The organism is Pseudoduganella sp. RAF19 (assembly GCF_052114165.1).
GTDB lineage: Bacteria > Pseudomonadota > Gammaproteobacteria > Burkholderiales > Burkholderiaceae_D > Rugamonas.
Map to the genome: position 1 here is coordinate 1 of NZ_JBFREF010000001.1, position 26,356 is coordinate 26,356.

Below are 26,356 nucleotides of genomic sequence, written 5' to 3' on the forward strand. Positions count from 1 at the left end.
AACCCCGCAAGCAGCGGCGCAACTTGAAGCAGCTCCATTTGGAACTTAAGGAGTTGGGCTACGAAGGATCATATGACCGCGTGGCGGCATTTGCCAGGCAGTGGAAGGTGGGTCAATCGGAGTGGGTCAATTCTGCGAGCAAACGAACACAGAGGACGACTCCGAAAGCAATCACGGCAATCCCGAGGGCAAAGTAATTCTCCGAGTCAGTCAATGAGGATTGCATGTTCCAGCCACGAGGTCGTAATGCCGCGTGAGCGAACAGATAGGATATGCCTCCCACAATTCCAGCAATCACTGCTCGAAGAATAAATGTCATCTGCAGCCTCTTGAAATCTCAATGACCGATATTGGCCGAACTCGGCCGATATCACTCAGAATAGCATTTTGCCAAGGGGGAAGAGTCACGCTTTGTCACATAATTTCCACAATAAAAATAAAGTTTGCTTTTGGAAATTATCGGACTAAGATGAAAGTACAGCGAGACCCAAACAACGTCTAAAGTTGTACTTATCATAATATGCAGCTCAACGAGCCCCTTACCGGCCTGATCCGTAAAGGACCACCACGGCCACAAGATGCGATCGCCCCGATACCGGCCGCCGCCACTCCGTTTTTGATGACGAGCGAGGACGATATTGGCGATATGCTGACCTTCCTGTCAGAGAGCGGCGATGCGATCTCCATGTACGCGACTGGCAGCCGCGACGTGGTGCTGGGACGCATTTTGTCGGTCGATCCCCAGTTGCCGCATTTCGTGATGGAGTTGAACGAAGGGGCCGCCCTGCAGCCCGGCAAAGTCACCTTCGTGGCCTGTGTACGGGCTGCGAAGCTGCAGTTTCGCCTGACTAATACTGAATGGAGCTCGGTTCCCGGCAAACCGCAGCACATTCCGATGATTTTCCCTGAGAACTGCGAGGTGCTGAACCGTCGCTCCTCGGAGCGCATGGAAGCACCGCTTGGGGCCAGTTTTACGGCCTCGTTCGTGATGAATGGGACAAGTCCGTTCGAGCTGCAGGTATTCGATCTTTCACTGAGCGGCATCTCTATGCGGTGCGCGAAGCGAGATGCGAAGGGCTTGTTCAAGGGACGCAAGGTGCGCGATGTGGTGCTCGATCTGGGATCGGAAACCGTCGAAGTCGCTGAGCTGGAAATCCGCCACACACGCAGCATCCGTTCCTTCCTGCTCGGCGAGCAGCTGCATCTCGGCTGCATGTTTGTCAATTTGGCGCCCGAAGAGGAGAGCAAGATCAAAACAATTCTGGATCAAATGCGTTAAGCCTTAAAATGGCTCATGGACCTCAGCGAAGAAGAACAAAATGCAATGGCATCCCGGCGCGAACATGCGCGCTTGATGCTGTCTCTCCCGGCGAGCCTGCATCCGATTGACGGAATGGAGAGCATGCCAACGCGCTTGCTGGATATCTCCCGCTCTGGAGCAGGCATCGTCCATGGCGACCGTTTGCAATCAGGGTCGCAGCACATCTTGCACTTCGTTTTGCCTGGTGAAGCCGATCCGTGCGAAATCCGGCTCGAAATCGTCTACTGTGCGCCGATCGGCGAAACAAACCAGTACCGCTGTGGCGCCCGGTTTCAGCCATTGACACAGAATGTCGAAGATCGCTTGTTCGACTTCTTGACCCGGCCCAAGGCGTTCTAGCGGCTACATTTTGTAATGTTTGCGCTACCAATGTCGTGTACCCTTATGGTAAATAACATGAGGGGGAGACATGGGTGGTCGTTCTTTGGTGTCGCTATTTGCGTTTGTAGCGCTGGCCGCTTCGGCGCATGCTGCAACGGATGTCCCAGCGCAGCTGGCTTTGTACGATGGGCAGACGCTGGCCAGCGTCGCCTATGATCCGGACGGCGGGGCGCCGATTCGCAAGGCTGCGGAATTGCTGTCGCACGATCTGCAGCAAATCAGTGACCGCAAGCCGGACATCGAGGCAGGCGTCGCGGCCGGCCACGGCACGGGTGTCATTGTCGGCTTGGCCTCGTCCCCGCGCATTGCCGAACTGCTGCGCAAGAATGGACTGTCGTCCTCAGCGATCGACGGCAAATGGGAAAGCTATGGCCGCGCCGTCATTCCCGCGCCCTGGGACCCCAAGGCGCGCGCGCTCCTCATCTTCGGCTCCGACACACGCGGCGCAGTGTGGGGTGTGGTCGACCTGACGCGCGAGATGGGAGTGTCCGCCTGGGAGTGGTGGGCTGACGTCAAGACGCGAACCCGCGACCGGATCAACGTCTCGGCTGCCAGCAGTTTTTCCAGGCCGCCTTCGGTTAAGTACCGGGGCTTCTTCATCAACGCATCCTTCCTCAGGGAGTGGGCGGGGAAGACCTTTGACCAGGAGGCGCACGGCATCGGTCCCAGGACCTATGAGCGCGTATTCGAGTTGATGTGGCGCCTGAAGGCCAACCTGATCTGGCCGGCGATGAACAGCACCGATCCTGCCTTCAATCTCAAGCCCGAAAACTATGACACGGCTGCCGACTACGCGGTGATTCGCGGCTCGTCACATGTCGAAATGCTGTTGCGGAATAATGGCGTCGAGTGGGACGAGAAGACGATGGGACCCTACAACTGGACCACCAACAAGCAGCGCCTGATCGAATACTGGCGCGGCGCGGTGGATAAGTGGGGCAAGTACGATAATCTCTATACCGTTGGCATGCGTGGCGTGGACGACTTCCCGATGGAAGGCGCCGACTCCGCTGCGAAAATGGGCGACATTCTGCGTGACGTGATCCAGGCGCAGCGCAAGATACTCAGCACCTCGCTCGGCAAGCCGGCGGCGCAGATACCGCAGGCATTCACGCCCTACAAAGAAGTGACTGCTGCCTACAACACAGGCCGCATCCAGGTGCCTGACGATGTCACCATCATCTGGCCCGATGACAATTACGGCTACCTCCTGCGCCTGAACGACGCGCGTGAACGCAAGCGCTCCGGCGGCTCCGGTATTTACTATCACGCGACGTTCTGGGGCGCGCCGGGCAATTACCTGCTACTGCCTTCGACCGATCCCAATCTGATGTGGGAGGAAATGACGCGCGCGTATCACGGCAATGCGCGGAGCGTGTGGATGCTCAACGTGGGAAATATCAAGCCGGTCGAATACCTGCTCGATTTTTATCTGGCGATGGCATTCGATATGGAGAGCTTCGCCAAGCCAGGTTCCGCTCACGCCTACATGGATAATTGGGCTGTGAGGAATTTCGGCGCAGAGCAGGGCGCCAGGGTGGCCGATGTGATGTGGCGCTACTACAAGCTCGCTTTCGGCCGGAACCCCGAGTTCATGGCCTTCAACACTACCTTCCCGATGACGTCCGTGCAGCAGTCGCGCTTCTCCATCACCGATTTCGGCGACGAGAATGCGCGGCGCGCCGACGCTTACAAGACGATCATGGACGCCTCGAAGGATCTGGAAGCAGCGCTGCCTGCCGACCGCAAGTCGGCGTTCTATGAGCTGGTCGGCTATCCGGTCGCGGTGGGCGGGAATATGAATCTGCAGCAGCTGGCCATGGACAAGTCGATTGCCTACGGCCTGCAGCGCCGTGCCAGTGCCAATGCTTATGCGCAGGAAGCGCAACGCGCGCACGATGCGATCCTGGCGAACGTGCGCCGCTATGGCGAGGATATCGAAGGCGGCAAATGGCGCTACATTTCCAACAGCTATCCGCAGTCGCTGACCAATTATCTGCCGCCGGCGATTCCGGCGTGGTCGATTCCGACGGATGCCAAGCGCTGTCCGGTGCAGGTCGAAGGCGGCGGCTTCTTTGACGACAAGGATTGGTTCTTCCCGACGCTGCCGACCTTCAGCCCCGAACTGGGCGACCGCAGCTACTACCTCGACGTCTTCACCAGCCAGCCGCTGGACGCCACCTGGAGTGCGACGCCAAGCGTGCCATGGATTCGCGTCGACAAGACAGCGGGCCGCTTCTCGCAGGCGGATGGCTATGAGCAGCGGCTGGAGGTGTCGATTGACTGGGCGAAAGCGCCGAAGCAGGCGAAGGATGGCCTGGTGCACATCAGCTGCAGCGTCGGTCAGCAGCCGATCGACGTCCACGTGCGCGTGGCGCCGCCGATCACGGACCGCACGGCGTCCTTCATCGATTCGCAAGGCGTCGTATCGATGTATGCCGCGCATGCCGACCGTATAACTGGAGCGTGGCAGATTCTGGATGGGGTGGGACACACGGGCGCGGACGTGCAGGCGGCGCTGGACCTGCAACCGATTGATCCGGCCAATCCGGCTGCACTGGCAAAGGCGCCGCGCATGCTGTACCGCTTCCACACGCTGAAGCCGGAACGCGATTACAGCTTCCCCAATTATGTGTTCGACGAGATCGTGTCGCTGCGTGCGGTGGCCTTGCCGCTATTCCCTGCCACCATTGATGGCAAGATGCGCATCGCGGTATCGATTGACGGCGCGCCACCACACGTGCTGGACTTCGGCCGCGAGTATTACGCCGCCACCTGGCGCCAGAATGTGCTCGATAACGAAGTCGCCGCGGAGATTCCGAACCTGCCGATCAAGCCGGGCAACCACACGCTGGAAGTCTACGCCCTCGACCCGGCAGTGACACTTGACCGCTTCGAGGTCCGCTTTGTCGGCGCCAGCAAAGGTTATGGCCCGGTGCCGGAAACCCGGATCGCTCAATAAACCAGAGGAATCAGCCGATACGGCACTTGCTTGATGTAGCTGTGATAGGCCTCATCCTGGCGAAGCACGCGCTCCTCGCGCAAGATGCGCAGGAGCAGCATGATCACAGTGCAGGCTACGGCCAGATTGCGCCAGCTGCTGTTCGATAGCGCATAGGCGATACCGCCCAGCAGATAACTGGAATACAGCGGATGGCGCACGATGCGATACAGGCCTTCAGTCTTGATGGCGCGGCGTGCCGCAATCAGGCCGAAGCTGCGATTCAGCGATAGCATGCCGGCAATCTGAAGCACACAGCCAAACACCAGGAAATGCTTCGCCTCGGGCAGCAGTCCCCACTCGGCGGGTTCGAATAGCAGGGGAGCGAACGTGCCCGCGACGCCAGCCAGCCAGTCCCAGGGATTGCTGGATACGGCTTTAGGACTGCTTCGAAACAGGAAAAACAAGGCGGTCAAGGTTTCGGCGCCGCAGAAGACCAAATAGGTCCAATCGCCAAAGATGTGCCAGGTTTTGATATGGGTCAGCGCAAAGAGGCACCACAGCGCAGCCAGTGCCAGGCTTCCGATCAGATTCGCGAGGCGTGAATTAAACAGCGAGGAGACTTGGTACATGGGGCTGGTGCGATGAATTTTTTTTGAAGAATGCGGGTCCCAGAATAGCATCTTGCTGCCTGGAAAAAATTCACCAATTGTCACGAGGGAAGTAATATTTCTCGGCGAATTTTTACATTTCAAGGGCCGTTTTTGTTGAGGGCGCTGCGGGCGTCTTCGAGGGTGACGGCGCTGAGGCTGCTGGTGTCGAGATCGCCGGTGCGGCGGCCGAGACGGATGGCTTGGGACTTGATCATTTTTTCGAAGAGATTGCGCACGAACCGTCCATTGGAAAATCGAACGCCTTGTTTGATGATTTCTTCGTTGAAGTGGCTGAGCAGCAGTGCCGTCGTGCCTTCTTCGAGCTTGTATTGGGAATCGGCGGCGAGTTTTTTCAGGATGTCGTAGAGTTCCTTGGCCGAGTAGTTGTCGAAGTGCAGGTGGTTGTTGAAGCGCGATTCCAGACCAGGGTTGGATTTGATGAAGCGTGACATTTCGTCCGGGTAGCCGGCGACAATCACGCACAGGTCGCCGCGCTTGTCCTCCATGGCCTTCAGCAGGGTGTCGACGGCTTCTTTGCCGTAGTCGTTGCCTTGGCCGAGCAGGCTGTAGGCCTCGTCGATGAACAGGATTCCGCCCAGGGCTTCCGTGACGCGCTCCAGCGTCTTGATGGCGGTTTGGCCGACGTAGGGTGCGACCAGTCCGGCGCGGTCGGTCTCAACGATCCGGGGCAGACGTGTCACCCCGATGCGGTGGTAGATCTCGCCAATGATGCGGGCGACGGTTGTTTTGCCGGTGCCGGGGCCGCCGGTGAAAACAAGGTGGTTGGAGATGCTGGCGTTCGTCAACCCCATCCTGGCGCGTGCTTGCTGGATCAGGCAGAACTGGGTGAGTTCGATGACTTGCTGCTTCACGTTGCGCAGGCCGATTTGCGCTTCGAGCTGCGCCAGGACAGGGGCGAGATTTTCAGGCAGATTGACTTGCGGCGGAGGCGTTGCTTCGGCTTTCGGAGCAGGCGCCAAGGCAGTCGGCGCTGCTGCGCTGCGTTGCTTTGGAAAGCGCTCCCAGGCTCTGGTCGAAGCGTTGTAGAACTTTTCCTGCATCTGTCCGGTATCGATCACGTGAGCGTGTGTCGACTGGCAGTAGAGGCGGCCACAGGACGCGCAGGGGAAAGTCGCTTTCTTACTCAACGGCCATACGTTGAAATGGTGGCAGTGCTCGCAGACATGCTCCACTGTGGTTTTCGCAGTCATCGTCATCATTCCGTTGAAAGCGTACGGCGGCTTCTATGGCGCGATCTGCTGATACTAGAGGAATTTTTCGGCCGAAATATCGCCAATTGTCACGAGGCCGCTTCAGGTGGTTCGGCTACACTTGAGCCGGGGAGGATCGGGCGATGAGACGATGGTTCTTTGTTGTAGCCATGGCGCTGATATGCGGCCAGACGTGGGCGCAGCAGCAGCCCTTTTTGTGCCGGACGCAGGAGTCCGGTCTCGGCCAGCCGCTGGTCGATAATCAGGACGGCATCGGCCATCCCGTACTGGATGCGGAGGGCAGGCCAGTCGGCTACAGCCGCAATTGCGCCATCGCGACGCAAGTCCGCTACTTCTACTACAACGGCACGACCTTCAAGCCTTATGATCAGGCAGCTGCGCCGCCGGACCTGAAAACGACGGTCTGGAACGGCGCCGCCGTGCCCTTTGTGGTGCGGGTGGAAGTCGGCACGATCAACCGCTTCCTGTACACGATCGCGATGCTGGAGCCGGCCGCGTGGAATCACAAGCTGGTGTACTGGCTGCGCGGCGGTGTGGGCATCGGACACCAGCAGGGCACGGCCATGTGGTTCAACGAGAGCCTGGGCAGCGCCGAGCGCCGCATGATGCCGCGTTTGCTGGGGCAGGGTTATGCGGTGGTCACGTCGTCCGGCAATGAGACGGGTGTCCACTACAACATGCGCCTGGCCGAAGAAACGGCTGCGCTGACCAAGCAGCACTTCATCGACCAATACGGCAAGCCGATATACACGGTGGGCATTGGCGGTTCGGGCGGCGCCGTGCAGCAGTATATGTTCGCGCAAAATCATCCGGGCTTGCTGGATGCGGGCATTCCGATCCAGTCCTATCCCGACATGATCACGCAAACGATTCCCGTCGCGGACTGTCCGCTGCTGGGCCAATACTTCCGCGACGAGGTCGCGCGCGATCCGTCGTCGCCATGGACGCAGTGGAGCAGGCAAGCCTGGATCGAAGGCACGAATGCCAGCGACACCGCACGCAATCCCATCACTGGCGCCAGCGGTTCGACTGAATGCATCAACGGCTGGCGCATGGCGATCCTGAACGTGCTGAATCCCACCTACAAAGACCCGCGCTTCGACAAGGCCGCCCAGGCCTACGGTTATCCCGATGGCGTTTTCGCCAAGGTGAAGTGGACGCACTGGAATGACCTGGCGGACATCTACGGCACCGACAGCGCAGGCTTCGCGCCTATCTCCATCGATAACGTCGGCGTTCAATACGGCCTGTCGGCACTGAACGATGGTCGCATCGGCGCCGGCGAATTTTTGCGCATCAATGCCTGCGTGGGTGGCTGGAAGGAGCAGCCGGAATTCGTCACCTGGGCTGGCAATGATGACCCATTCGACTCGCGCAATATGCGGCGCAGCGCGTCCTGCCGTGAGCCGTCAGGCACGCCGGCGCAGCGGCGGCAGGGTAGTGTGGATGCGATGCGCAAGGCTTATACGTCCGGCCAGGTGTTCACGGGACGTAAACTGAGCATCCCGATGATCGATCTGCGGCCGTATCTGGAGCCGGAGCTGAATATGCATAATGCGCGGCAGTCGTTCTCGGTGCGGGCGCGTTTGCAGGCTGGCGCACCGGCCGAGGCTTCACGGCAGGTGATCTGGTTCACGGCAGGCGAGGCGGGGTTGGCCGATGCGGTGATGCAGGCGCTGTCGGTGCTCGATGTCTACCAGACGAGTGGCGCGGCTCCGCAGGGATTTGCGGATAAGTGCTTTGACGCGAATGGTGCGGTGATCGCGGCGGGGCCATCGGTGTGGGACGGCATTCTGGACGCCAAACCGCAAGGCGCCTGCACGCGGGCTTTCCCGATCTACAGCAGTCCGCGCATGGTGGCAGGCGATTCGATCAGGGGCGACATCTTCAAATGCGCGCTGAAGCCAGTAACCGCCGCGCTGGGCGACGGCACCTACAAGGCTGATTTCACGCCGACGCAACGCGCCTGGCTGGCGCGCATCTTCCCGCAAGGCGTGTGCGATTACAGCAAGGGCGACGTGGGCCGCCCTGCCAATTAAGGCTTACTTGCCGTACGGGTCAATGGTCTTGATGCGGCCATCGGCGTCGTAATGCAGCTCGGTCACTTTCACCGAACGCAGGTGGGTGATGCCTTTCGACAGGCTGCTGTCGTGGTAGTACAGGTAGGAGCGGCCTTCGAATTCGACGATCGAGTGGTGGGTGGTCCAGCCGATCACCGGCGTCATGATCTGGCCCTGGTAGGTGAAGGGGCCATATGGGTTGTCGCCAACCGCGTAGCACAGCAGGTGAGTGTCGCCGGTCGAATAGGAGAAATAGTATTTGCCATTGTGCTTGTGCAGCCACGGCGCCTCGAAGTAGCGGCGGTCATGGTCGCCGGCCAGCAGCGGCTTGCCTTCTTCGTCCAGAACGACGACGGCGCGCGGCGCCTCGGAAAAGTTCTTCATGTCCGCGTTCAGACGCGCCACGCGTGCGGTCAGCGCCGGCTGGTCGTCCGCTGGTTCCTCATTGTTGGCAGCGTAGACGTTGTCACGGTACTTTTGCAGCTGGCCGCCCCAGATGCCGCCGAAGTACATGTAGTAGGCGCCGTCGTTGTCCTCAAAGACCGCAGGATCGATCGAATAGCTGCCTTCGATTGCCGTCGGCTCTGGCTTGAAAGGGCCGGCCGGCTTATCGCCAACCGCCACGCCGATCTGGAAGATGCCGTCAGCGCGCTTGGCAGGGAAGTACAGGTAGTATTTGCCGTCCTTGTGGGCGGCGTCCGGTGCCCACATCTGGCGCTCGGCCCATGGCACGTCTTTCACATGCAGGGCGACGCCGTGATCGGTGGCGGCGCCGTCCGGGCTATCCATCGACAGGATATGGTAGTCCTCCATGCCGAAATGATCGCCGTTGTCGTTGAACGGAATGCCTGCTTCGATATCGTGCGACGGGTAGATATACAGCTTTCCTTCAAACACGTGGGCCGACGGGTCGGCGGTGTAGATGTGACTTACCAGTGGCTGCGAGATGGCGCGCGTCAAGGCCAGTTCTTCGGCCGGAGTCAGTTGTTCGGACATTGCGTACCTTTTAGTTCGTTGCGGCGCGGCGCGCCAGCAGATCGAGTTCGATCCGGCGCTCGGTGGCCTTGTTGATTTCGTACCAGCACAGCAGGGCCACGCCCAGCAGGAATGGAATCGACGCGTAGACGCTGATCGACAGGCGGATACCATTGGCCACCGATTCCGGTTGCACCGCTTGCGCGCCGTCATAGCCATAGCCGGACAGCAGTCCCGCGACCAGCGCGCTGCCGATGCTCAGGCCAGCCTTGAGGCCGAAGATCATCGCCGAGAACATCAGGGCGGTGGCGCGGCGGTTGTTCTTCCATTCGGAGTAGTCGGCCACGTCGGCGATCATCGCCCACAGCAGCGGGATGGTGATGCCGTAGAAGAAGCCGTGCATGATCTGCGAGGCGAACACCAGGCCGATCGAGGCAGGGCCGTAGAAAAAGAAGGCCAGCATGAACAGCGTGGACACCAGCAGCGCCGCGCCGAACACGTCGCGTTTGCCGAAGCGGTCCGCCAGCGGCTTGGAGAAACCGATACCGATGATCATGCAGACAATGCCGCCGCCGTTGAACAGGCTGAAGGCCGAGGTGGCAGGGTCTTCCGGCCACTGGAAGCGGGTCAGCCCGATGCTGATCAGCGCATTGTTCAGGTGATCGATGAAGCTGACGAAGCCGATGTCTTTCAGGAAGGCGGTCAGCGCATCCTGGCTCAGGTAGTTCTTGAAGTAATAGATGTACAGGCCGCCCTTCAGAGCCAGCGTAATAAAGACCAGGATGGTCAGCAGCAGCATCACCACCCAGGGCTTGTTGCCGATCAGGTCAGTGATGTCCTGGCGGATGCTGGAACGCTGGGCCGCCGTCGGCACGATACGTTCACGGGTGGTGACGAAGGCGATCAGGAAGAAGATGGTGCCTGCGACAGCGAAAATGATCATCGTGTTGCGGAAGCCCGCCACCTTGTCGCCGCCGCCGAGGATCAGCACCAGCGGCAGCAGCAGCACCTGGATGATCAGTTGCGCGATCATCACCGCCACAAAGCGGTAGGACGACAGGCTGTTGCGCTCTTCCATGCTGCCGGTCAGTACGCCGCTCAAGGCGGAGTAGGGCAGGTTGTTGGCCGAATAGACCAGCATCAGCATAATATAGGTCAGCGTGGCGTAGATGATCTTGCCGTTGTCGCCCAGGTTAGGCGTGCTGAAAGCGAGGATGGCGATCAGGCCGAAGGGCACTGCAGTCCACAGCAGCCATGGGCGGAATTTGCCCCAGCGGGTGACGGTGCGGTCGGCCAGCAAGCCCATCAGCGGATTGAAGCAGGCGCCGGTCAGACCGCCGATGAAGATAATGGTGGCGGCGGCATTGGCCGGGATCTTGTAGACGTCCGTGTAGAAGAAGGCAATAAACGTCAACAGTGTCTGGAAGATCAGGTTGGCAGCCAGGTCGCCCAGGCTATAGCCGATCTTTTCCACGACAGAGAGCTTCTCCGTCGCGCTCTGGTTGGCAGGGGTCATTGTGTCTCTCATTTTAAAGCCGGTCTCCACGGCTGTTTTCATGGTATTAACATGACTTAAACGCTAAATGAATAGCGCTATCATTTCATTGTCACTGTTCCAGACGGGGGCGTCAAGCGACATAATGGACGTATTCGAAAAAAGGGCTTTGCAGAAGTTCCCTGCATGTATATAATTCGGCCTCCTTTCCCTGATAGCTCAGTCGGTAGAGCGACGGACTGTTAATCCGCAGGTCCCTGGTTCGAGTCCAGGTCGGGGAGCCAGAATTAGAAAAGCCCAGCCTTCCGAGGTTGGGCTTTTTGCTTTGTAGCGGAGTTTTGAGATGGCAAAAAAGAAAGATGAACTCGATCCGGAAACACTGGAGCTGATCCAGTGGTGCATCGAGGTGGAAGGCTACCTGGTCAAAGGCGGCGCCACGGTGGAGCAGGCGCAGGAGCATATCGAGGAACAGGTGGAATGGTTCACGGATATGTTCTACGAGGGCCTGACACCGGAAGAAGCGGCCAAGGAAGCCCTGGCCTGATTCTTTAAAGCGCGCATTCGGCGGCGATGCGGATGGTGCGCTCGCTGCTGCTCGCGATACCGCGCCAGTAGTTGCTGCTGCCGTCGTCGTAGCGCTGCGCGCTGCGTGCGTCCGGCGCAAGCACGTTATTGGCTGCGAATTTCAGGGTGACGCCCGGCTTCAGTTGCCAGCTGGCGCGCAAGTCCAGGCGGCGTTCGATGCCGCGCTCGGACCATTGCGTCGCCGACGTGCGCGCGATGCCGCCTGTTTTTATATTCCAGTTGAATCCCGCAGTCGTGGCGGCGCTCAGGCGGTAATCCAGTCCGGCGTTGACGACCAGCGGCGTTTGTTCCCCGAGCCGGTTGTCCGGTCCCGGCACCGAGTCTACCCGCGACCAGTTGCGCGATACAGTCAATCGCGCCGTCGCGCCGCTTGCGCCAAACGACAGGCGCCCATCCATTTCAATGCCATTGGTCACCGCGCGGCCGCTGTTGCGCGGCGTGTTGACCCATTCTCCGCGGTCCTGGAATAACCAGGGCAGGATCACATCGCTGATGCGGCGCTGGTAGGCCGAAACGCTGACCATGCTGTCGCCTTTGAAATAGCTTTCGTACGCCAGATCCGCGCCCCACGCCAGTTCCGGACGCAAGTCGGGATTGCCCTGGTAATGCGGATTGGTCGGGCCGTTATCGTTATTCACCGTGTAGCGGCGCGGCACCAGGTCGCGCGTGGCGGGGGCCTTGTAGCTGCGCGCCAGCGCAAGCCGGAATTGATCGCGCTTTCCGGGCAGCCGCCATAACAAATGAGCGACGGGACTCCAGACGCTGGAATGGTTGGCGACAGCGTCGATGTCGCGGCCCGTGGTGCGCGTGCGCAGGCCCTCCCAGCGCAAGCCAATATAAACGTCCAGCTGCGGGAGCGGCGACCACTCATCCTGCGCGTACATGGCCAGGCGCGAGACGCGGGCGACGTAGCGCTGATCAAGTACGCCGAGGGGAATGCCCGTGGCGTCGGCGTCTTCCTGGCGCCGCCATTCGGAGCGGCGGGCCAGCGTGCCATCCCAACCCACGGACATGGCGTGTCCGCTATCGCCGCCGATGCGCAGTTTACCGCTGCTGCTGGCGCCATCGTCGATGGCGTTCGAGAGCACGTGGCGCTGCCACAGTTCCTCGTCTGCGGCACTGCTGCCGATAAAGCGGTAGTCGCTGTTGCGGCGGCTGTGGGCCAGTCCGGCTTTCCATTCGAAGCGCCCATTTTCGCCAAGGCGCTGGCCGCCTTCGACGTCGCTGCGCGCGGTGACGGTGTGGGCGCTGGATGCGAAGCCGTTGTGCGGGTAGTCGCTGGATGCGCCGGCCAGGATAGTTTCCTGGGCTTTGTCGTGATTGTCGCTGTTCGCAATATCCAGCAGGCTTTGCCAGGATAGCGTGGCGCCATCCTTCCATTTCCAGTTCAGGCGCGGCGTGAGGCCGAGCCGGTCGATGGTGCCGCCTTCAGCATCGCTGGTGACACGGCTGGCATCAGGATTGATTTCCGTGGTCGTGTTGCTGGTGCTGCGGTGCGAGCGCGTCGCGCGGGCGGCCAGCGTGCCGGACATGATGTCGCCGGGGCGGGAGAGATCCAGCGCCGCTTCCGGCGACCAGCCTGCCGATCCGTGCGTGCCGGCCAGGGTGGCCAGCGTTTGCGCACGCGCGGCCGACTTGCGCAGGACGATGTTGATGCTCCCTGCAATGCCCTGCGTGCTGCTGTCCGCGCTGGCGCTGCGCAGGATTTCGACGCGCTCGATCAGCTCCGGCGCCAGGCTGTCCGGAGAAAAGCCCGGTGGCGCCGGATCGCCGTTGATCAGGAATTGCGTGCGTCCGCCACCCAGTCCGCGCAGCTGGACTTTGCTGCCGTTGATCACGATGCCCGGCTGGCGGCGCAGCGCATCGGCCACGCTGGCATCACCGTAGCGCGTCAGCTCGTCGCGTGAGACCACGATGCGGCCCGCCATATCCTGTCTGCGCAGTTGGAGGCCGCTGTCGGCCTTGATTTCCACGCGGGCGATGTCTTCTTCCGCATTCGCCGCAAGGGCGGTCGTGAGCAGGGGAACAATCAGCAGGGCTGGGCGCATTGCACATGACAATAAGTGAGGACGGAGCGCATTGTCGTGCAAGCGCGATGCCTTGCCAATATGGAGAGTGACGAAAGCCGCCGCGATAGGGATGAACGCGGATTTTGGACTGCTATACTGCGCCGCGATGAGAACCTCGACTCCCATTCCCGCCTGGTTGCGCGCCTTGCTGATCAACTTTGCGCTATGGACTGCATTGTGCGCGGTCGCGGGCATGACCACGCTGGGCGATGCCGCGCACGATGGCGACACCCGCAGCTACTGGCGCATGACGGCGGGCTGGTGGTGCGGCTATGTGGCGATGATGGTGCAGAGCTTTGCACTCTATATGATTTATCGCCGCCATCCCGGCTGGTTGTCGACTCCGCGCCGGATCGCAGCCGGGTATGCGGCGTTCATGGTGCTGTGCTGGCCGAGCGCGATGCTGGGACTCGCGTTCCGGCGCTGCTTCAAATTCGACCTGGCGCCGACGCTGGCCAATGCCTGGCATTACTGGACCACGATGGACAAGTTCGAGTGGTTCGTGGTCTTTGTTCTGCTGACGATGGCGTTCGGTGCGGTGGCGGCGATTCTGCTGTGGCGCCAGCGGCAGCAGCATGCGTCCGAGTTGGCGCAGGCGCGCTTGTCGCTGGAGCGCCAGCGGCTGGCCGCGCTGCGCGGGCAGCTGGAGCCGCACTTCATGTTCAACACGCTGAGCGCGATCAGCGCCATGGTACGCATGGACGATAAACCGCTGGCGCTGGATGGCCTTTCCCGCCTGGGCGATCTGCTGCAATACGCTTTGTCGAGCAGCGAGCGCGATTGGGTGGATATGGAACAGGAGCTGCGGTTCGTTCAGGACTATCTGGATTTACAGCGGCTGCGCTTTGGGCCGCGCCTGCAAGTGCGCGTGGAAGGCGCAGGCATACTGGATGATGGCATCGAGTGTCCGCCCATGCTGCTGCAGCCACTGGTCGAAAACGCGCTGCGCCACGATCTCGAAAGCCATGATGAGGCCAGCGATATTGCGATTGGTTTTGCGCGCGAGGGCAGCACGCTGCGGGTGACGGTCAGCAATCCGATTCGGCCGCATACTGCGCCGTCGGCAGGGCTGGGCATTGGCTTGCGCGGCATCAGGGCGCGTTTGCAACTCGCTTATGGTGGGGCGGCGTCACTGGACACTGCGCAGGTGGCTGGCCGCTTCGAAGCAGTGTTACGCGTTCCAGTGGAGGCGGACGAATGAGCGCGCCGCTGAAGGTGCTGATTGTCGACGATGAGGCGCATGCGCGCACCAATCTGAGACTGGCGCTGGCGGCGTTGCCGGGTTGGGTGGTGGTGGGAGAGTGCGCAAGTGCCATGCTGGCGCGCACGCGGCTGGCAGAGGGCGGCGTGGATGTGCTGCTGCTGGACGTGCAAATGCCGGTGGAGTCCGGATTGGAGCTGGCGCGCGAGTTGAGCCGGCAGGAGACGCCGCCGCTGGTCATCTTCGTGACCGCGCATCGCGGCCACGCCCTGGAAGCCTTCGACGCGCATGCGCTGGACTATATCGTGAAGCCGGTCGACGAGCGGCGGTTGCAGCGGGCGCTCGAACGCGCCAGCGCACTGCTCGGGCAGCGCGCAGCCTATACCCAGGCCTTGCGGCACTTTACCGATCCCGCGCCGGGCTATTGGCGCGAGCTGACGGTGCGCTCAGTGGGACGAATTGAACGGGTCAACCTGGACGACGTGTTGTGGATCGATACGGCGGGCAATTACGTGGAGCTGCATCTGGCAGAGCGTTCCCTGCTTCATCGCAGTACGCTGACGGAGCTGGAGCGCTATCTCGATCCGTCCCACTTCCTGCGCATTCACCGGCGCATGCTGGTGCGGCGCAGCCAGATGGCCGCGCTACGTCTGACGCCGGATGGCATGACCTTAACCTTGAAATGCGGGCAGAACCTGCCAGTCAGCGAGCGCTATGCAATGGCAGCGAAAGCAGCGCTGAAGAGTTAGCGAAAAAAGGGCCGCGTCGAATAACGCGGCCCTTGTCATTTGGCCCGCCACCGGGGCGGCGGGCAAGCACTCGCTTAGAACACGTAACGTGCGGTCGCGGTGAAGTAACGGCCCTTGTTGTCGTGCAGACCTTCCAGGTAACCTGGCAGCGGCGTCGCCGAGGTGTTCACACCCTGGCTCGGAGCGTATGGTGCAGCCTTGTCGAACAGGTTCTTGATGTTCAGGCTCAGCGTCACGTTCTTGAAGCCGGTGTAGGTGTAGCCCAGGCCGGCCGTGGTCCAGCTCTTGATCGCGCAATCCGGGAAGTATTCCTCGTACAGCGGCGTGGTGGTGTCGCGATTCTGTTCTGCATCGGTCGGCTTGCGAGTGCCGTAGTGGCAGAACGGCTGCGCGTAAGTCACGTCGCCGTTATAGCCACGCATCAGCGAGATCGGACCAACATAGTTCACCGAGGCGTTCACAGCGTGGTCGCCGAAGCTCCAGCTGGACGACAGGTTGAACTTGAAGCGTGGGATGCGAGTGTTGTTGGACAGGTTCCAGTCCCACAGGCCCGGATCGTGACCCACCGTATTGTGCTCGATGTCGCCAGGGTTCTGAGCGATCTTGTAGGAGATCACGTAGGTTGCCGACAGCTTGGTGCTCAGGGCACCGTAAGCACCCAGGCTGTTGCGCATGGAGCCGTCGAAGTCAATACCGCTGGTTTCAGTCGCGCCCTGGTTCAGCCAGGGCTCGCGCACCATCAGCAGCGGTCCGGTGCCTGGAATCGGCTTGCCATTTACGTCGGTGACGAAGTTGACCGGGTTGGTGTCGCGCACCACGTTGCCCGGATTCTTGTCTTCGTTCTTCAGCGCGTCGAAGGCCGAACCCAGGATCACTTCGCCTTCTTTGCGGATGCGGTACCAGTCGATCGTCATGCCGATGTTGGAGGCTGGCGCCAGCACGAAGCCGAAGCTGTAGCTGCGGGACTTCTCAGGCTTCAGATCCGGATTGGCGCCGCCGGTGCCGGCTGCGGACTTATTGCAGTCCTGTTCCGTTGCACCCGGACGTGGTGTTTCTTCGTCGGTGTTGCAGCGCTTCGGATCGTACAGATTTTGCAGGAAGAACTGAGCGCCACCCGGCGTGGTCTGATTCAGTGCCGGAGCACGGAAGCCGCGGCTGTAGGACGCACGAACCGAGAACGATTCAACCGGGGTCCACTTCGCGCCCAGCTGTGGGACGAAGTTGGTTTCCAGACCATCGTATTTGTCGATGCGGCCCGCCGCGGACAGCTCGACGCTCTTCAGCACCGGAGCGCGGAATTCAGCGAAGGCCGACTTCACATTGCGACGGCCGTGCAGGACGGTATTGGCCAGGCCGAGAATATTTCCGGTGGCAACCAGGTCGTCCGGCGTGAGGTCGATTTTCTCCTGACGGAATTCGCCGCCCAGTGCCACGCCCATCGCGCCGCCTGGCAGTTGGCCGAACTCGCGATTGGCTTTGAAGTCCAGCTGGGTGATGGAGGCCTTGTTATCGGAAGTGACGTCGCGTCCCAGCGTCGGATCGGCCGCCAGCTGCGCCAGCGTGGTGCCGGTGTTCAGCTTGCGCAGGGTTGGCAGATAAAGCTGGCCGTAAGAGGTGTCCTTGCGGTGCGCTTCGTTCCACAGCAAGGCGCTGTCGATATCCCAGCCGCCCAGGCTGCCGCGTACGCCGACCAGGGCGCGCAGATTGTCGTTGACGTTCCTGTTACCGCCGCGCAGGTTCTCAAAGCGGTAGCCGACGGAGGCGCGCGCATTCGGGAATGGGTTGTCCGGATGGCCGATCGGCAGGATGACCTGGAATGGATCGCCCACGCCATCAGCGGTGAAGTTGGTGGTCTGGCTCTGGGCCAGTGTGCGCGGAGCGCCGGTGTAATCGCGCTCGGTGCGGTTATAGGACAGCTCGGAGTAAGCCTGGAAGTCGCCGCCCAGTTTCAGTTCCCCGTGCGACAGGAAGTTGTAATCCTTGCCTGCCGATTGCGCCTCGGTGGTCGACGGCAGATCGTAGTTACAGAACTTGCGGTCGATGAAAACGGACGATGCGGACAGGCCCATGGTGCGGCTGCCTACCAGCTGGCGCGACGGATCGCAGTTCAGCGAGATCACCAGCCGCTGGTCGCGCGTGGCCTGGGTTACGCCGAAGTTCTTCGAGCCCGGTGCGCTCTCGCGATAGAACACTGGCGAGGCAGAGACGGTGCTGCCGTAAGGCGTGGCGAAGCGGCCGTTCAGGGTCTTGTACAGATCCCATTCCACGTCCTTGGCATCGATACGCGCTGTGCGGTCGCGTTTTTGTACATCCAGAGTGGCGAAGACGGTGTAGCCGTCGGTATCCAGATCGCCTTTGCCGGCCAACAAGCTGAAGCCCTTGCGGCGGAATTCGTTGTCGTCGTTGCCGCTGTAACGAGCCGAGACTTCCACGCCTTTGTAGCTGGTTTTGGTGATGAAGTTGATCACGCCGGCGATGGCGTCGGAACCGTAAATGGCCGATGCGCCTTCCTTCAGCACTTCCACGCGCTCGATGGCGGAGACCGGAATGCTGTTCAGGTCATACATCGTGGAGTTGCCGTTGTTCGGATCGGCGTAAGCGCCCGGCGTCATGCGGCGGCCGTTCAACAGGATCAGGGTGGAGGTCGAGGTCAGGCCGCGCAGGGAGGCGGTAGACGCGCCGCGAGCGAAGCCGCCATCGGAAGAATCGAAATTACCGTCACTGCCCATGGCAGGGATGAACTTCAGCAGATCCTGGACGGAGGTGGCACCGGTGTCCTTGATGTCTTGCGCGGTGATTACCTGTACCACGCTGGTGGTTTCCTTGGCGGTGCGCTTCAGGTTGGAACCGGTAACGTAGACGGTGGTGGTGGGTTGGTTGGCTGCCTGTTGGGCAAGTGCCAGGTCGGCTGCACCGAACGCCAGGGTAATGGCGAGGGCAGCGGTTTTCAAAGTCGGCTGCTTGATCAAATCTCACTCCATGCGATTTTTACTTGAACATTTCTCTCTTTGCCTTCTTCGAGGCAAATGTAACTATCGCATGACAATTCTTACATTTAGAAACAACTATTAAGGTTTCATTAATTGTTTTCGTAGAAACGTTGTTTTTTTGCGTTCACAAACGGTAAACGAAACTTGGTCTACTTAGTTACTTTCGTTTGATGTCGTTTGCGAAATTGCAATGGATCGCGCGTATTCGGCGGGGGATTGCCCGATCAGCGCGCGAAAGTCGCGGACGAAGTGGGCCTGGTCGAAATAGCCTAATTGCAGGGCCAGATCGGCCCAGTTGATGACGGCGCCGGATTGCACCTGGGCAATGGCTTCATGCAGGCGGTAGCGCTTGATGGTCCATTTGGGACCGATGCCCACGTATTTCTGGAACAGGCGCTGGAGGGTGCGCTTGTCCAGTCCGGCCAGCGTTTCGACTTGCTCGACGGAGGTCAGCGTGAGGTCGCTGGCGATGGCGGCCACGATGTTATTGATTCGCGCGACGTTCGGGTCCGGCGCGGGCAGGGCGGCCAGCAGCATGGCTTCCGCAGCGGCGGGCATGTCGTCCACTTGAGCGCATCGGATGAGGTCAGCGGCGGAGGCGAAGACCTGGCTGGCGGCGATGCTGTCGTTGGCCAGCGCGGCCACGGGCGAGCGCAGGAAGGGCTGGAAACCGGCCGGTTTGAATTTGATGCCGAAGGCGAAGTCGTAGCCCTCCAGCCTGCGGTCGAAACGGTCCGTATGCACGCCGTAGATGCGCGCATCGCCGCGCTCAACGACCAGATGCACGTTCGGATGCGGCAGCGTGGCTTGCTGCTGGGCTGGCAGTCCGCGCAAATCCCATTGCACGAACCAGAAGTGTTCGATGTGATCGGCCAGCGCGGCCGGTGGCATTAGGCGTTCGTGGCGGAACTCGCCTTGCGCGAAGTGCGGGCGCAGCACGCCGCGGGCCTTGCCGGGAACATTAGTCATTGTCGCGTTTTTCCAATCATTGCCGGTGTGGCAGCCGTAAAGTGCAGATTCTATCGAATGAAGGAGGAGAGCAATGATGGTTGGAACTTTGGCGCTTGCGCTGGCGATGTCCCACGCGGCGGGCCAGTTCGAAGTGAAGATGACGCCGCAGACACCGTCGCCGGGCATCGAGCAGGCCGGCCTGGGACGTATGACGCTGGATAAGCAGTATCAAGGCGACCTGGTGGCGCATGGACTGGGCGAGATGCTGTCCGTGCGCGCCGAGACGGCGGGATCGGCGGGCTATGTGGCAATGGAGCGCGTGGACGGCAGCCTGCATGGCCGCAAAGGCAGCTTCGTGCTGCAGCATAGCGGGACGATGAATCGCGGCACCCCGTCATTGGTGCTGACGGTGGTGCCGGATTCGGGTAGCGGCGAGCTGACTGGTTTGTCCGGCTCGATGACGATTGAGATCAAGGGCGGACAGCACTTCTACAAGATGGACTACCAGCTGCCATAAGGCTTACTTCACCTGGTAGACCATGGCCGCGCCGCCTACCGCCACGCCCTGGCTATCAAGCTGGGAAACGTTGATCACGAACTGTTCACCCGATTGCGCGCCGTCCGGAATCGTGGTCTGCATGGACATCGGATACATGATGCCCGCGTCCTTTTCCATGGTGATCTGCACGATCGGCTGTTTCAGTTCCACATAGCGTTTGCCGTTGCGCAGGACTACGTCTCCGCCTTGCACGCTCACGTTGCCCAGCGTGTGCTTCGGAATGCAATCGAAACGCGAGCCCTTGTTCAGCGTGAGGATGCCGCAGCAGCAGCCGAAGCGTGTCTTGACCTTGGTGTCCTGCAGGAAGATCAGGCTGTTCTCGCACATGGTTTCGTCCATTTCCTGGTCCGGCCCTGGCGTCGGTGCGGCCTGGTTGGCGAAGTCAACGGCAGGGAAGGCGGCGCCGTCTTCGTCGAGCGACAACGTGAGCGGCATCGCAACCGGCAGGCGGCTGCGGTCGATCACGATGGACACTTTGCGTTCCAGGTTATAGCGGCTGGCCACCACGAAAGGGAAGGCGACGCTGGCATTGCCGATGACATCGATCACCGACAGATTGCGCTGCGCCAGATTATTCAGGCGCGGCGTGATCGGATTCGCGGACAGCGGCACGGTGGAGAAGGCGTAATCGTTGTCCGAATTGACCACGGCCAGCAGGCAGGGATGCCATGGATGATTGGCTTCCCAGCCGTACAGCGTGTCCGTCTGCGCCGACTCGATTCGGAACTTGGCCATCACCGTGCCGCCCGCCGGAACATTGGCGAAGGTCGCCGTGACCGGCGTTGGGCTGACGTGCATGCCGTCCACCAGCGTCCAGTCGGGAGGGTAGACGAATTGCAGGCCGACATAAGGCGTGATGCGGGTGTGGACTGTGACGTTGCGTGCGGCGCGGGAGCCGTTGTTCGTCACGCGCACGTAGATGTAGTTGGCCTGGCCGCGCTCCACGTTCTTCGACTTGGCCGGATCGGCGGGCACGAAGACATTGTCGTCCGTGATGCGCACGACGATGTCCGAGAAGTCCCAGAAATTACTGCCGGTGTAAGGCTCGGCGCCAGTGTCGTTGGGCGCATCCTTGATCAGCACATCCGCTTCATCGAGGGCGCGCAGCACGTTGATGCGGCCATAGCCCATCTCCTGATTCCAGCTGCCATTGGACTTGCCAACCGTTTCGGCATAGGCCACCGAACCGACTTTCTGGGCGGTGCGCTCGATATGGGCGCGCACCTGGGCACTGGTCAGCATGGGATAAGCGCTGCGGATCAGTGCCGCCAGGCCAGCCACGTGCGGCGTTGCGGACGAGGTGCCATTGAACACCAGGTCGTAATCGCCCGCAGCACCTGCGGTGGAGTTGTAGCCGCCGGTGCCGGAGATGTCCGTAGTCGGAATATGCACGCCGGGCGATACGACCGAAATCTGCGGGCCGAAATTCGAGCCCCACGGTTCGCCATCGGGGCTGGATGGCGTCTTGCGGTTGTCGACTTCGTCGGAGGCACCGACCGCGATCACCAGCGGGTTGGTGGCCGGGTAGGTGATCGGGCCATTGTAGTTATGCGTGGCGACGCACATCACCACGTCGTTGTTGTAGGCAGCCTGGATGGCCGGGTCGATGATGGCGTGGCTCCACGCATTCCAGCCAAAGCTCATGCTGATCACATGTGCGCCATGCGATGACGCGTAGTTGATGCCCGCCGCCACTTCCACATCGGTCCAGGCGTCGAAAGCGACCGGCAGCAACTTCGCCGTGCCGGCCACGCCGCTGATGCCGGTGCCATTGTTGAAGGTGGCCGCCACGATGCCAGCGCACGCCGTACCGTGCGGGCCGGTGGGCGAGCCGTCGCCGGACATGCTGCCCAGGTTGATGCCGCTGGAAATGAAGCGAGGTTTCAGGTCGGCGTGATTGAGGTCGCAGCCTTCATCAAGTATGCACACGACGACGGTGGCTGAGCCGGTCGTGATGTCCCAGCCGGTAGTGCCCGCGCCGCCGGCCTGGATGCGCGTCATATCCCACTGCTGCGGGAACAGGGTATCGCTGGGCGCGATCGAAGTTGGCGTCAGCAAGGGCATGGTCTCGAACTGGAAGTCCACCATGGCCGCGTTGGGTGAAGCCAACACCATATCGCGCAGTTGAAAGGAGTTTATTTCCTTCGGATTGGTGATCTGGAAGTAGCGATAGCCGTTCAGATAGCGCGATTTTTCCGGTACTTCCTGCAGCAGCGGCGCCGCTCCCTCAGGACCGGTGAGCTTCAGCGTGTCGGGCAGCAGCGGGACATTGCCGGCGCCGGTGTCGGTCTGGCCGCGCACCTTCAGCACGCCGGCATGGGGCAGGGGAGCGAGCAGGCCGCGGCGGCCATCTTCGCCGGCCTGGCGATAGACGGGACCGATCCAGTCCAGTCCCAGCCTGGCGCCTTCGGCTTCGACACGGGCGACGGCTGCGTCGCTCAGCGGTTTGCGGCCCTGCACGAAGTAGCGCGTTTTGGTGTGGTTGACGCGCTCGCCCGGAATGCCGCCGGCTTCCGGTTCATCTTCCAGAAACAGTTCCTGGCTGTGCAGGAATTGTTCGACCTCGGCCCGTTCGCGAGGCTGCTTGAACGCGATCAGCATGCGGGTGCGTTCGAGCGCCAAGGGCGCGCCCGAAGTGTGGGACATCTCTGTTGGAAAGTTTTTCATGGAAAGCTCCTTGACTGGTTATCTCCCCGCGAGGGGATCAGGCCAGTCTAGGAGCCTGAAAATGCGGCTCTTTGCGCTATGTCTAAAGTGCGTTCCTAGCATAGCGGCAAGGTGTTGGTATAGCTGAAATCTTATAGAGGGTATATAATCTCGGCTCTTTTTTTGAGTCGCCTTAGCAAGGCAGCATCAAAAGATCAAAACAACTACATTGCCCAGGCGTTAAGACCAGGGAGGGACGCGGAGACTGCGTTGCACACCTCGATGAACAACTAGGAAAGATAAATGATCAAACTGTCCAAGATGCACAAGCGTCTCCTGGCCCTGAGCGCAGTCATGCCGATGGCCGCCCTGGCACAAGAATCCCAGCCAACCGAAGCCGGCAAGATGGAAGTGGTCACCGTGACCGCCCAGCGCCGCGCTGAAAACGTTAAAGATGTTCCTGTTTCCGTTTCGACCATCAAGGGCGAAAAGCTGGACATCCTGATCTCCGGCGGCCAGGACATTCGCGTGCTGGCAGGTAAGACCCCATCGCTGAACGTGGAATCGTCCACCGGCCGTGTGTTCCCGCGTTTCTACATCCGCGGTTACGGTAACGCAGACTTCAGCGTGTTCGCATCGCAGCCAGTTTCCCTGATTTATGACGACATCGTGCAGGAAAACCCGATCCTGAAGGGTTACCCGATGTACGACCTGGCCAACGTGGAAGTGCTGCGTGGTCCGCAGGGCACCCTGTTCGGCCGCAACACCCCGGCCGGTGTGGTCAAGTTTGAATCCGCCAAGCCAAGCCTGAAGGGCATCGAGGGTTACTACAACCTGTCCTACGGTACCAACGCCACCGCCAACATCGAAGCGGCTGCCAACATTCCGCTGTCGAACGAATGGGCACTGCGCGCATCCACCCTGCGTGCACACCGCGACGACTACGTGAACAACAGCTTCACTGGCCAGAAGGACGCGTACGAAGGCTACAACGAACACGCCGAGCGCGTGCAGGTGCTGTACCAGCCGAACGGCGCGTTCAACGCCCTGTTCAACGTGCACCAGCGCACCACTACCGGCGACTCCCGCCTGTTCCGCGCCAACATCATCAAGAAGGGTACCAACGACTTCGTGGATGGCTTCGATCCTGAGCAGATCGCCATCAACGGCAAGGAAGGCCAGGAGCTGACCACCCGCGGCGCCAACGTGCGTCTGAGCTGGGATATCGGCCAGTACAAGCTGTTCTCGATCACCGGCTACGAAACCATCTCCCGCTATAACTCGCGCGGCGACATCGACGGTGGCAATCCGACCAATTTCCCAGCCGTTCCGTTCCAGGTTGAGACCGCTTCCTTCATCCCGGACCTGAAGCAGTATTCCCAGGAATTCCGTATTGAGTCGAAGTACGCTGGTCCGCTGAACTGGCAAGCCGGTATGTACTATTTCGACGAAGATGGCCAGGCCGGCCAGGACAACTACAACGTTGCCGGCGACCGCACCAGCCGCGTCGTGTCCCAGCAGAAGAATAAGGCCTGGGCGGCCTTCGGTTCCGTGAACTACAACGTGACCGACGCCTTCACCGTGCGTGGCGGCTTGCGCTTCACCCACGACCAGAAAGAGTTCAACACCCTGGAAGCCACCAACATCGTTCTGGTTGGCCCGAATGGCGTGGACGAAAGCAAGCATAAGCTGAACTGGGACCTGTCCGGTAACTACAAGCTGAACAACGACGTCAGCCTGTACGCCCGCATTGCAACCGGCTTCCGCGCTCCTTCCATCGCTGCTGCATCGACCTCCGTGCCGATCACCGTGGCTGACGCTGAAACCATCACTTCCTACGAAGCGGGTGTGAAGGCCGACCTGTGGAACCGCCGTGCCCGCGCATCCCTGAGCGTGTACGACTACGACGTGAAGAACCAGCAGCTGACCGTGGTGGGCGGTAACACCAACGTGACCAAGCTGATCAACGCTGCCAAGACCAAGGGCCGCGGCGTGGAAGGCGAAATCGAAGGCTTCATCACCAACGACTTCAAGGTGTCTGCATCGGCCTCGTACAACTTCACCGAGATCAAGGACCCGTCCCTGTCCGTGAACAAGTGCCCGACCTGCACCGTGCTGGACCCGATCAACGCTGCTGGCCGCGTCGTCATCGACGGCAACGCACTGCCACAGGCTCCGAAGTGGATTCTGAACGCCACCGCGCGCTACAACTATCCGCTGGCTGACGGCAACCTGTTCGTGCTGACCGACTGGTCCTACCGCTCGAAGGTCAACTTCTTCCTGTACGAAGCGACCGAGTTCACCGGCAAGCCTCTGACCGAAGGCGGCGTGCGCGTGGGCTACAACTGGCAAGGCGGCAAGTATGAAGTGGCTGTGTTCGGCCGCAACATCACCGACCAGCGCCGCATCACCGGCGCCATCGACTTCAACAACCTGACCGGCTTCATCAACGAGCCACGCGTCTGGGGCGTTCAGTTCAAAGGCGGCTTCTAAACAAGTTGCAGCCTGATACTGGACAGGCTGCTACGGGCTGTATATAATACGGCCTCTTTTCCCTGATAGCTCAGTCGGTAGAGCGACGGACTGTTAATCCGCAGGTCCCTGGTTCGAGTCCAGGTCGGGGAGCCAGAATTCAAAAAGGCCTTGTGTGCGAACACAAGGCCTTTTTACTTTTCTGTCCTCGCAGTTGCTCCGTTCTTTATTTTCTGGCATGTTATTGTTTTGAAAACATTGGACTATGCTATGGCAGAGATAAAGGCTTTTGAGGACGTGCAAGTTCCAACGCGCTATAAGCTGGCCGCGATATGGACTTCGGTGATGTTCTGCTACATCTACGCCGATTACTTCGAGCTCTATGTCCCCAACAAACTGCAAGGTATGCTGGCCGGGCAGATGGCCCCGCTTGGGCCGGTAACTCAAGGTGTTCTGGCCGGCACCGCTGCAATGCTTGCACTGCCGAGCCTGATGATCATGCTGTCCATGCTTCTCAAGCCAGTCGCGTGCCGCTGGTTGAATATCATCGTTGGCATCATCTACACAGTCATCGAAGTGTTAGTTATCTCCGGCAGCGGCTGGGCCTTTTACATCGGGATGGGCGGACTCGAGGCGGCGCTAACCGCATTCGTCGCCTGGACCGCTTGGAAATGGCCCCGAAGTGCCTGAGGATGCGCGAACATATCAACCGGACGGCTTGCGCGTTGCCCGCTCCAGTCGCCGATTATCCTTCACGTTAGGCTTATGAAATCGAAATTCCTGGGAAGCTGGCTTGCGTGCGCGGTTGTTGCATGAGGAGCGTAGTCTTTATCTTCCCCGCCTCTTGGTTCATACCCATCTTTCTCACTGCGATCGCCGCAATGCTTCTTTGTGGGTTAATTGCTCGGCTATTTGTGACCGACAATGGCCCCGGTAATCCGGTTGTCGATGCCGTGGCTACCATCTTAAATCGCTAGCCTGGCTCTGTCGGTAGTGCTGCTGGCAAGTGCCTGATTTAATAAACCGGACGTCCTGCACGCCTTGCGCTCCAGTCGCTGGTTATGAGTCGATGCGCG

At 60.6% G+C, this 26,356-nt stretch carries 18 protein-coding genes and 2 tRNA genes; 12 read left to right on the forward strand and 8 right to left on the reverse strand.

Annotated elements, in window-relative coordinates; all coding sequences use genetic code 11:
• Positions 1 to 520: 520 nt before the first annotated feature.
• From AB4Z19_RS00005 to AB4Z19_RS00015, 3 genes are all read left to right on the forward strand, one after another.
• Positions 521 to 1,279, forward strand: coding sequence for a PilZ domain-containing protein (locus AB4Z19_RS00005; RefSeq protein WP_442027469.1), 759 nt, complete (start codon positions 521 to 523; stop codon positions 1,277 to 1,279).
• A 15-nt stretch (positions 1,280 to 1,294) separates the two neighbouring features.
• Positions 1,295 to 1,660 carry a PilZ domain-containing protein gene (locus AB4Z19_RS00010; protein ID WP_442027468.1) on the forward strand — a complete coding sequence of 122 codons (366 nt, stop codon included), beginning with the start codon at positions 1,295 to 1,297 and terminating at the stop codon, positions 1,658 to 1,660.
• A gap of 70 nt (positions 1,661 to 1,730) precedes the next feature.
• Positions 1,731 to 4,664: a glycosyl hydrolase 115 family protein gene (locus AB4Z19_RS00015; protein ID WP_442027466.1), complete on the forward strand. Its 2,934-nt coding sequence runs from the start codon at positions 1,731 to 1,733 to the stop codon at positions 4,662 to 4,664.
• Here the strand turns inward: AB4Z19_RS00015 and AB4Z19_RS00020 are convergent.
• A complete protein-coding gene (locus tag AB4Z19_RS00020; protein ID WP_442027464.1) occupies positions 4,658 to 5,275 on the reverse strand; it encodes a methyltransferase family protein in 618 nt (205 codons plus the stop codon). The two genes, AB4Z19_RS00015 and AB4Z19_RS00020, sit on opposite strands and share 7 nt — an antisense overlap.
• Before the next feature lie 119 nt (positions 5,276 to 5,394).
• The gene (locus tag AB4Z19_RS00025; protein WP_442033819.1) at positions 5,395 to 6,507 is read right to left on the reverse strand and encodes an AAA family ATPase; all 1,113 of its coding nucleotides are present in this window, start codon (positions 6,505 to 6,507) and stop codon (positions 5,395 to 5,397) included.
• A 143-nt stretch (positions 6,508 to 6,650) separates the two neighbouring features.
• Between AB4Z19_RS00025 and AB4Z19_RS00030 the strand changes: the two genes are divergently transcribed.
• Positions 6,651 to 8,567, forward strand: coding sequence for a DUF6351 family protein (locus AB4Z19_RS00030; protein ID WP_442022455.1), 1,917 nt, complete (start codon positions 6,651 to 6,653; stop codon positions 8,565 to 8,567).
• 3 nt (positions 8,568 to 8,570) lie between these two features.
• On the opposite strand, the gene AB4Z19_RS00035 is transcribed toward AB4Z19_RS00030, so the two are convergent.
• Both AB4Z19_RS00035 and AB4Z19_RS00040 read right to left on the reverse strand, forming a co-directional pair.
• Positions 8,571 to 9,584 carry a glycoside hydrolase family 43 protein gene (locus tag AB4Z19_RS00035; RefSeq protein ID WP_442022456.1) on the reverse strand — a complete coding sequence of 338 codons (1,014 nt, stop codon included), beginning with the start codon at positions 9,582 to 9,584 and terminating at the stop codon, positions 8,571 to 8,573.
• A gap of 10 nt (positions 9,585 to 9,594) precedes the next feature.
• The gene (locus AB4Z19_RS00040) at positions 9,595 to 11,079 is read right to left on the reverse strand and encodes an MFS transporter (RefSeq protein ID WP_442033821.1); all 1,485 of its coding nucleotides are present in this window, start codon (positions 11,077 to 11,079) and stop codon (positions 9,595 to 9,597) included.
• Between the two features lie 187 nt (positions 11,080 to 11,266).
• Here AB4Z19_RS00040 and AB4Z19_RS00045 point away from each other — a divergent pair.
• A tRNA-Asn gene (locus AB4Z19_RS00045) sits at positions 11,267 to 11,342 on the forward strand.
• Positions 11,343 to 11,401: 59 nt separating this feature from the next.
• Positions 11,402 to 11,602 (forward strand): hypothetical protein, encoded by a 201-nt coding sequence (locus AB4Z19_RS00050; protein WP_442022460.1) that lies wholly within the window; start codon positions 11,402 to 11,404, stop codon positions 11,600 to 11,602.
• Between the two features lie 4 nt (positions 11,603 to 11,606).
• Here the strand turns inward: AB4Z19_RS00050 and AB4Z19_RS00055 are convergent, their stop codons facing one another.
• The gene (locus tag AB4Z19_RS00055) at positions 11,607 to 13,691 is read right to left on the reverse strand and encodes a TonB-dependent receptor plug domain-containing protein (protein WP_442033823.1); all 2,085 of its coding nucleotides are present in this window, start codon (positions 13,689 to 13,691) and stop codon (positions 11,607 to 11,609) included.
• Between the two features lie 127 nt (positions 13,692 to 13,818).
• Here AB4Z19_RS00055 and AB4Z19_RS00060 point away from each other — a divergent pair, with 127 nt between their 5' ends.
• Together AB4Z19_RS00060 and AB4Z19_RS00065 are read left to right on the forward strand one after the other, a co-directional pair.
• Positions 13,819 to 14,913, forward strand: coding sequence for a sensor histidine kinase (locus tag AB4Z19_RS00060; RefSeq protein WP_442022463.1), 1,095 nt, complete (start codon positions 13,819 to 13,821; stop codon positions 14,911 to 14,913).
• Complete coding sequence (locus AB4Z19_RS00065; RefSeq protein WP_442022465.1) at positions 14,910 to 15,662, forward strand: LytR/AlgR family response regulator transcription factor; 753 nt, start codon at positions 14,910 to 14,912, stop codon at positions 15,660 to 15,662. The genes AB4Z19_RS00060 and AB4Z19_RS00065 overlap by 4 nt, the downstream gene beginning before the upstream one ends.
• A gap of 74 nt (positions 15,663 to 15,736) precedes the next feature.
• On the opposite strand, the gene AB4Z19_RS00070 is transcribed toward AB4Z19_RS00065, so the two are convergent.
• The gene (locus AB4Z19_RS00070) at positions 15,737 to 18,613 is read right to left on the reverse strand and encodes a TonB-dependent receptor plug domain-containing protein (protein WP_442022467.1); all 2,877 of its coding nucleotides are present in this window, start codon (positions 18,611 to 18,613) and stop codon (positions 15,737 to 15,739) included.
• Between the two features lie 192 nt (positions 18,614 to 18,805).
• Positions 18,806 to 19,621 (reverse strand): AraC family transcriptional regulator, encoded by an 816-nt coding sequence (locus AB4Z19_RS00075; protein ID WP_442022469.1) that lies wholly within the window; start codon positions 19,619 to 19,621, stop codon positions 18,806 to 18,808.
• A 73-nt stretch (positions 19,622 to 19,694) separates the two neighbouring features.
• Between AB4Z19_RS00075 and AB4Z19_RS00080 the strand changes: the two genes are divergently transcribed.
• Positions 19,695 to 20,120: a DUF3224 domain-containing protein gene (locus tag AB4Z19_RS00080; RefSeq protein WP_442022471.1), complete on the forward strand. Its 426-nt coding sequence runs from the start codon at positions 19,695 to 19,697 to the stop codon at positions 20,118 to 20,120.
• A gap of 3 nt (positions 20,121 to 20,123) precedes the next feature.
• On the opposite strand, the gene AB4Z19_RS00085 is transcribed toward AB4Z19_RS00080, so the two are convergent.
• A complete protein-coding gene (locus AB4Z19_RS00085; RefSeq protein ID WP_442033825.1) occupies positions 20,124 to 22,829 on the reverse strand; it encodes a S8 family serine peptidase in 2,706 nt (901 codons plus the stop codon).
• Between the two features lie 282 nt (positions 22,830 to 23,111).
• Between AB4Z19_RS00085 and AB4Z19_RS00090 the strand changes: the two genes are divergently transcribed.
• The 3 genes from AB4Z19_RS00090 (at position 23,112) to AB4Z19_RS00100 (ending at position 25,970) form a co-directional block, all read left to right on the forward strand.
• Entirely contained in the window at positions 23,112 to 25,301 is a 2,190-nt protein-coding gene (locus AB4Z19_RS00090; protein WP_442033827.1) for a TonB-dependent receptor, read from the forward strand.
• 59 nt (positions 25,302 to 25,360) lie between these two features.
• Positions 25,361 to 25,436, forward strand: a tRNA-Asn gene (locus tag AB4Z19_RS00095).
• A gap of 114 nt (positions 25,437 to 25,550) precedes the next feature.
• Positions 25,551 to 25,970: a DUF6326 family protein gene (locus AB4Z19_RS00100; RefSeq protein WP_442022477.1), complete on the forward strand. Its 420-nt coding sequence runs from the start codon at positions 25,551 to 25,553 to the stop codon at positions 25,968 to 25,970.
• Positions 25,971 to 26,356: the final 386 nt, after the last annotated feature.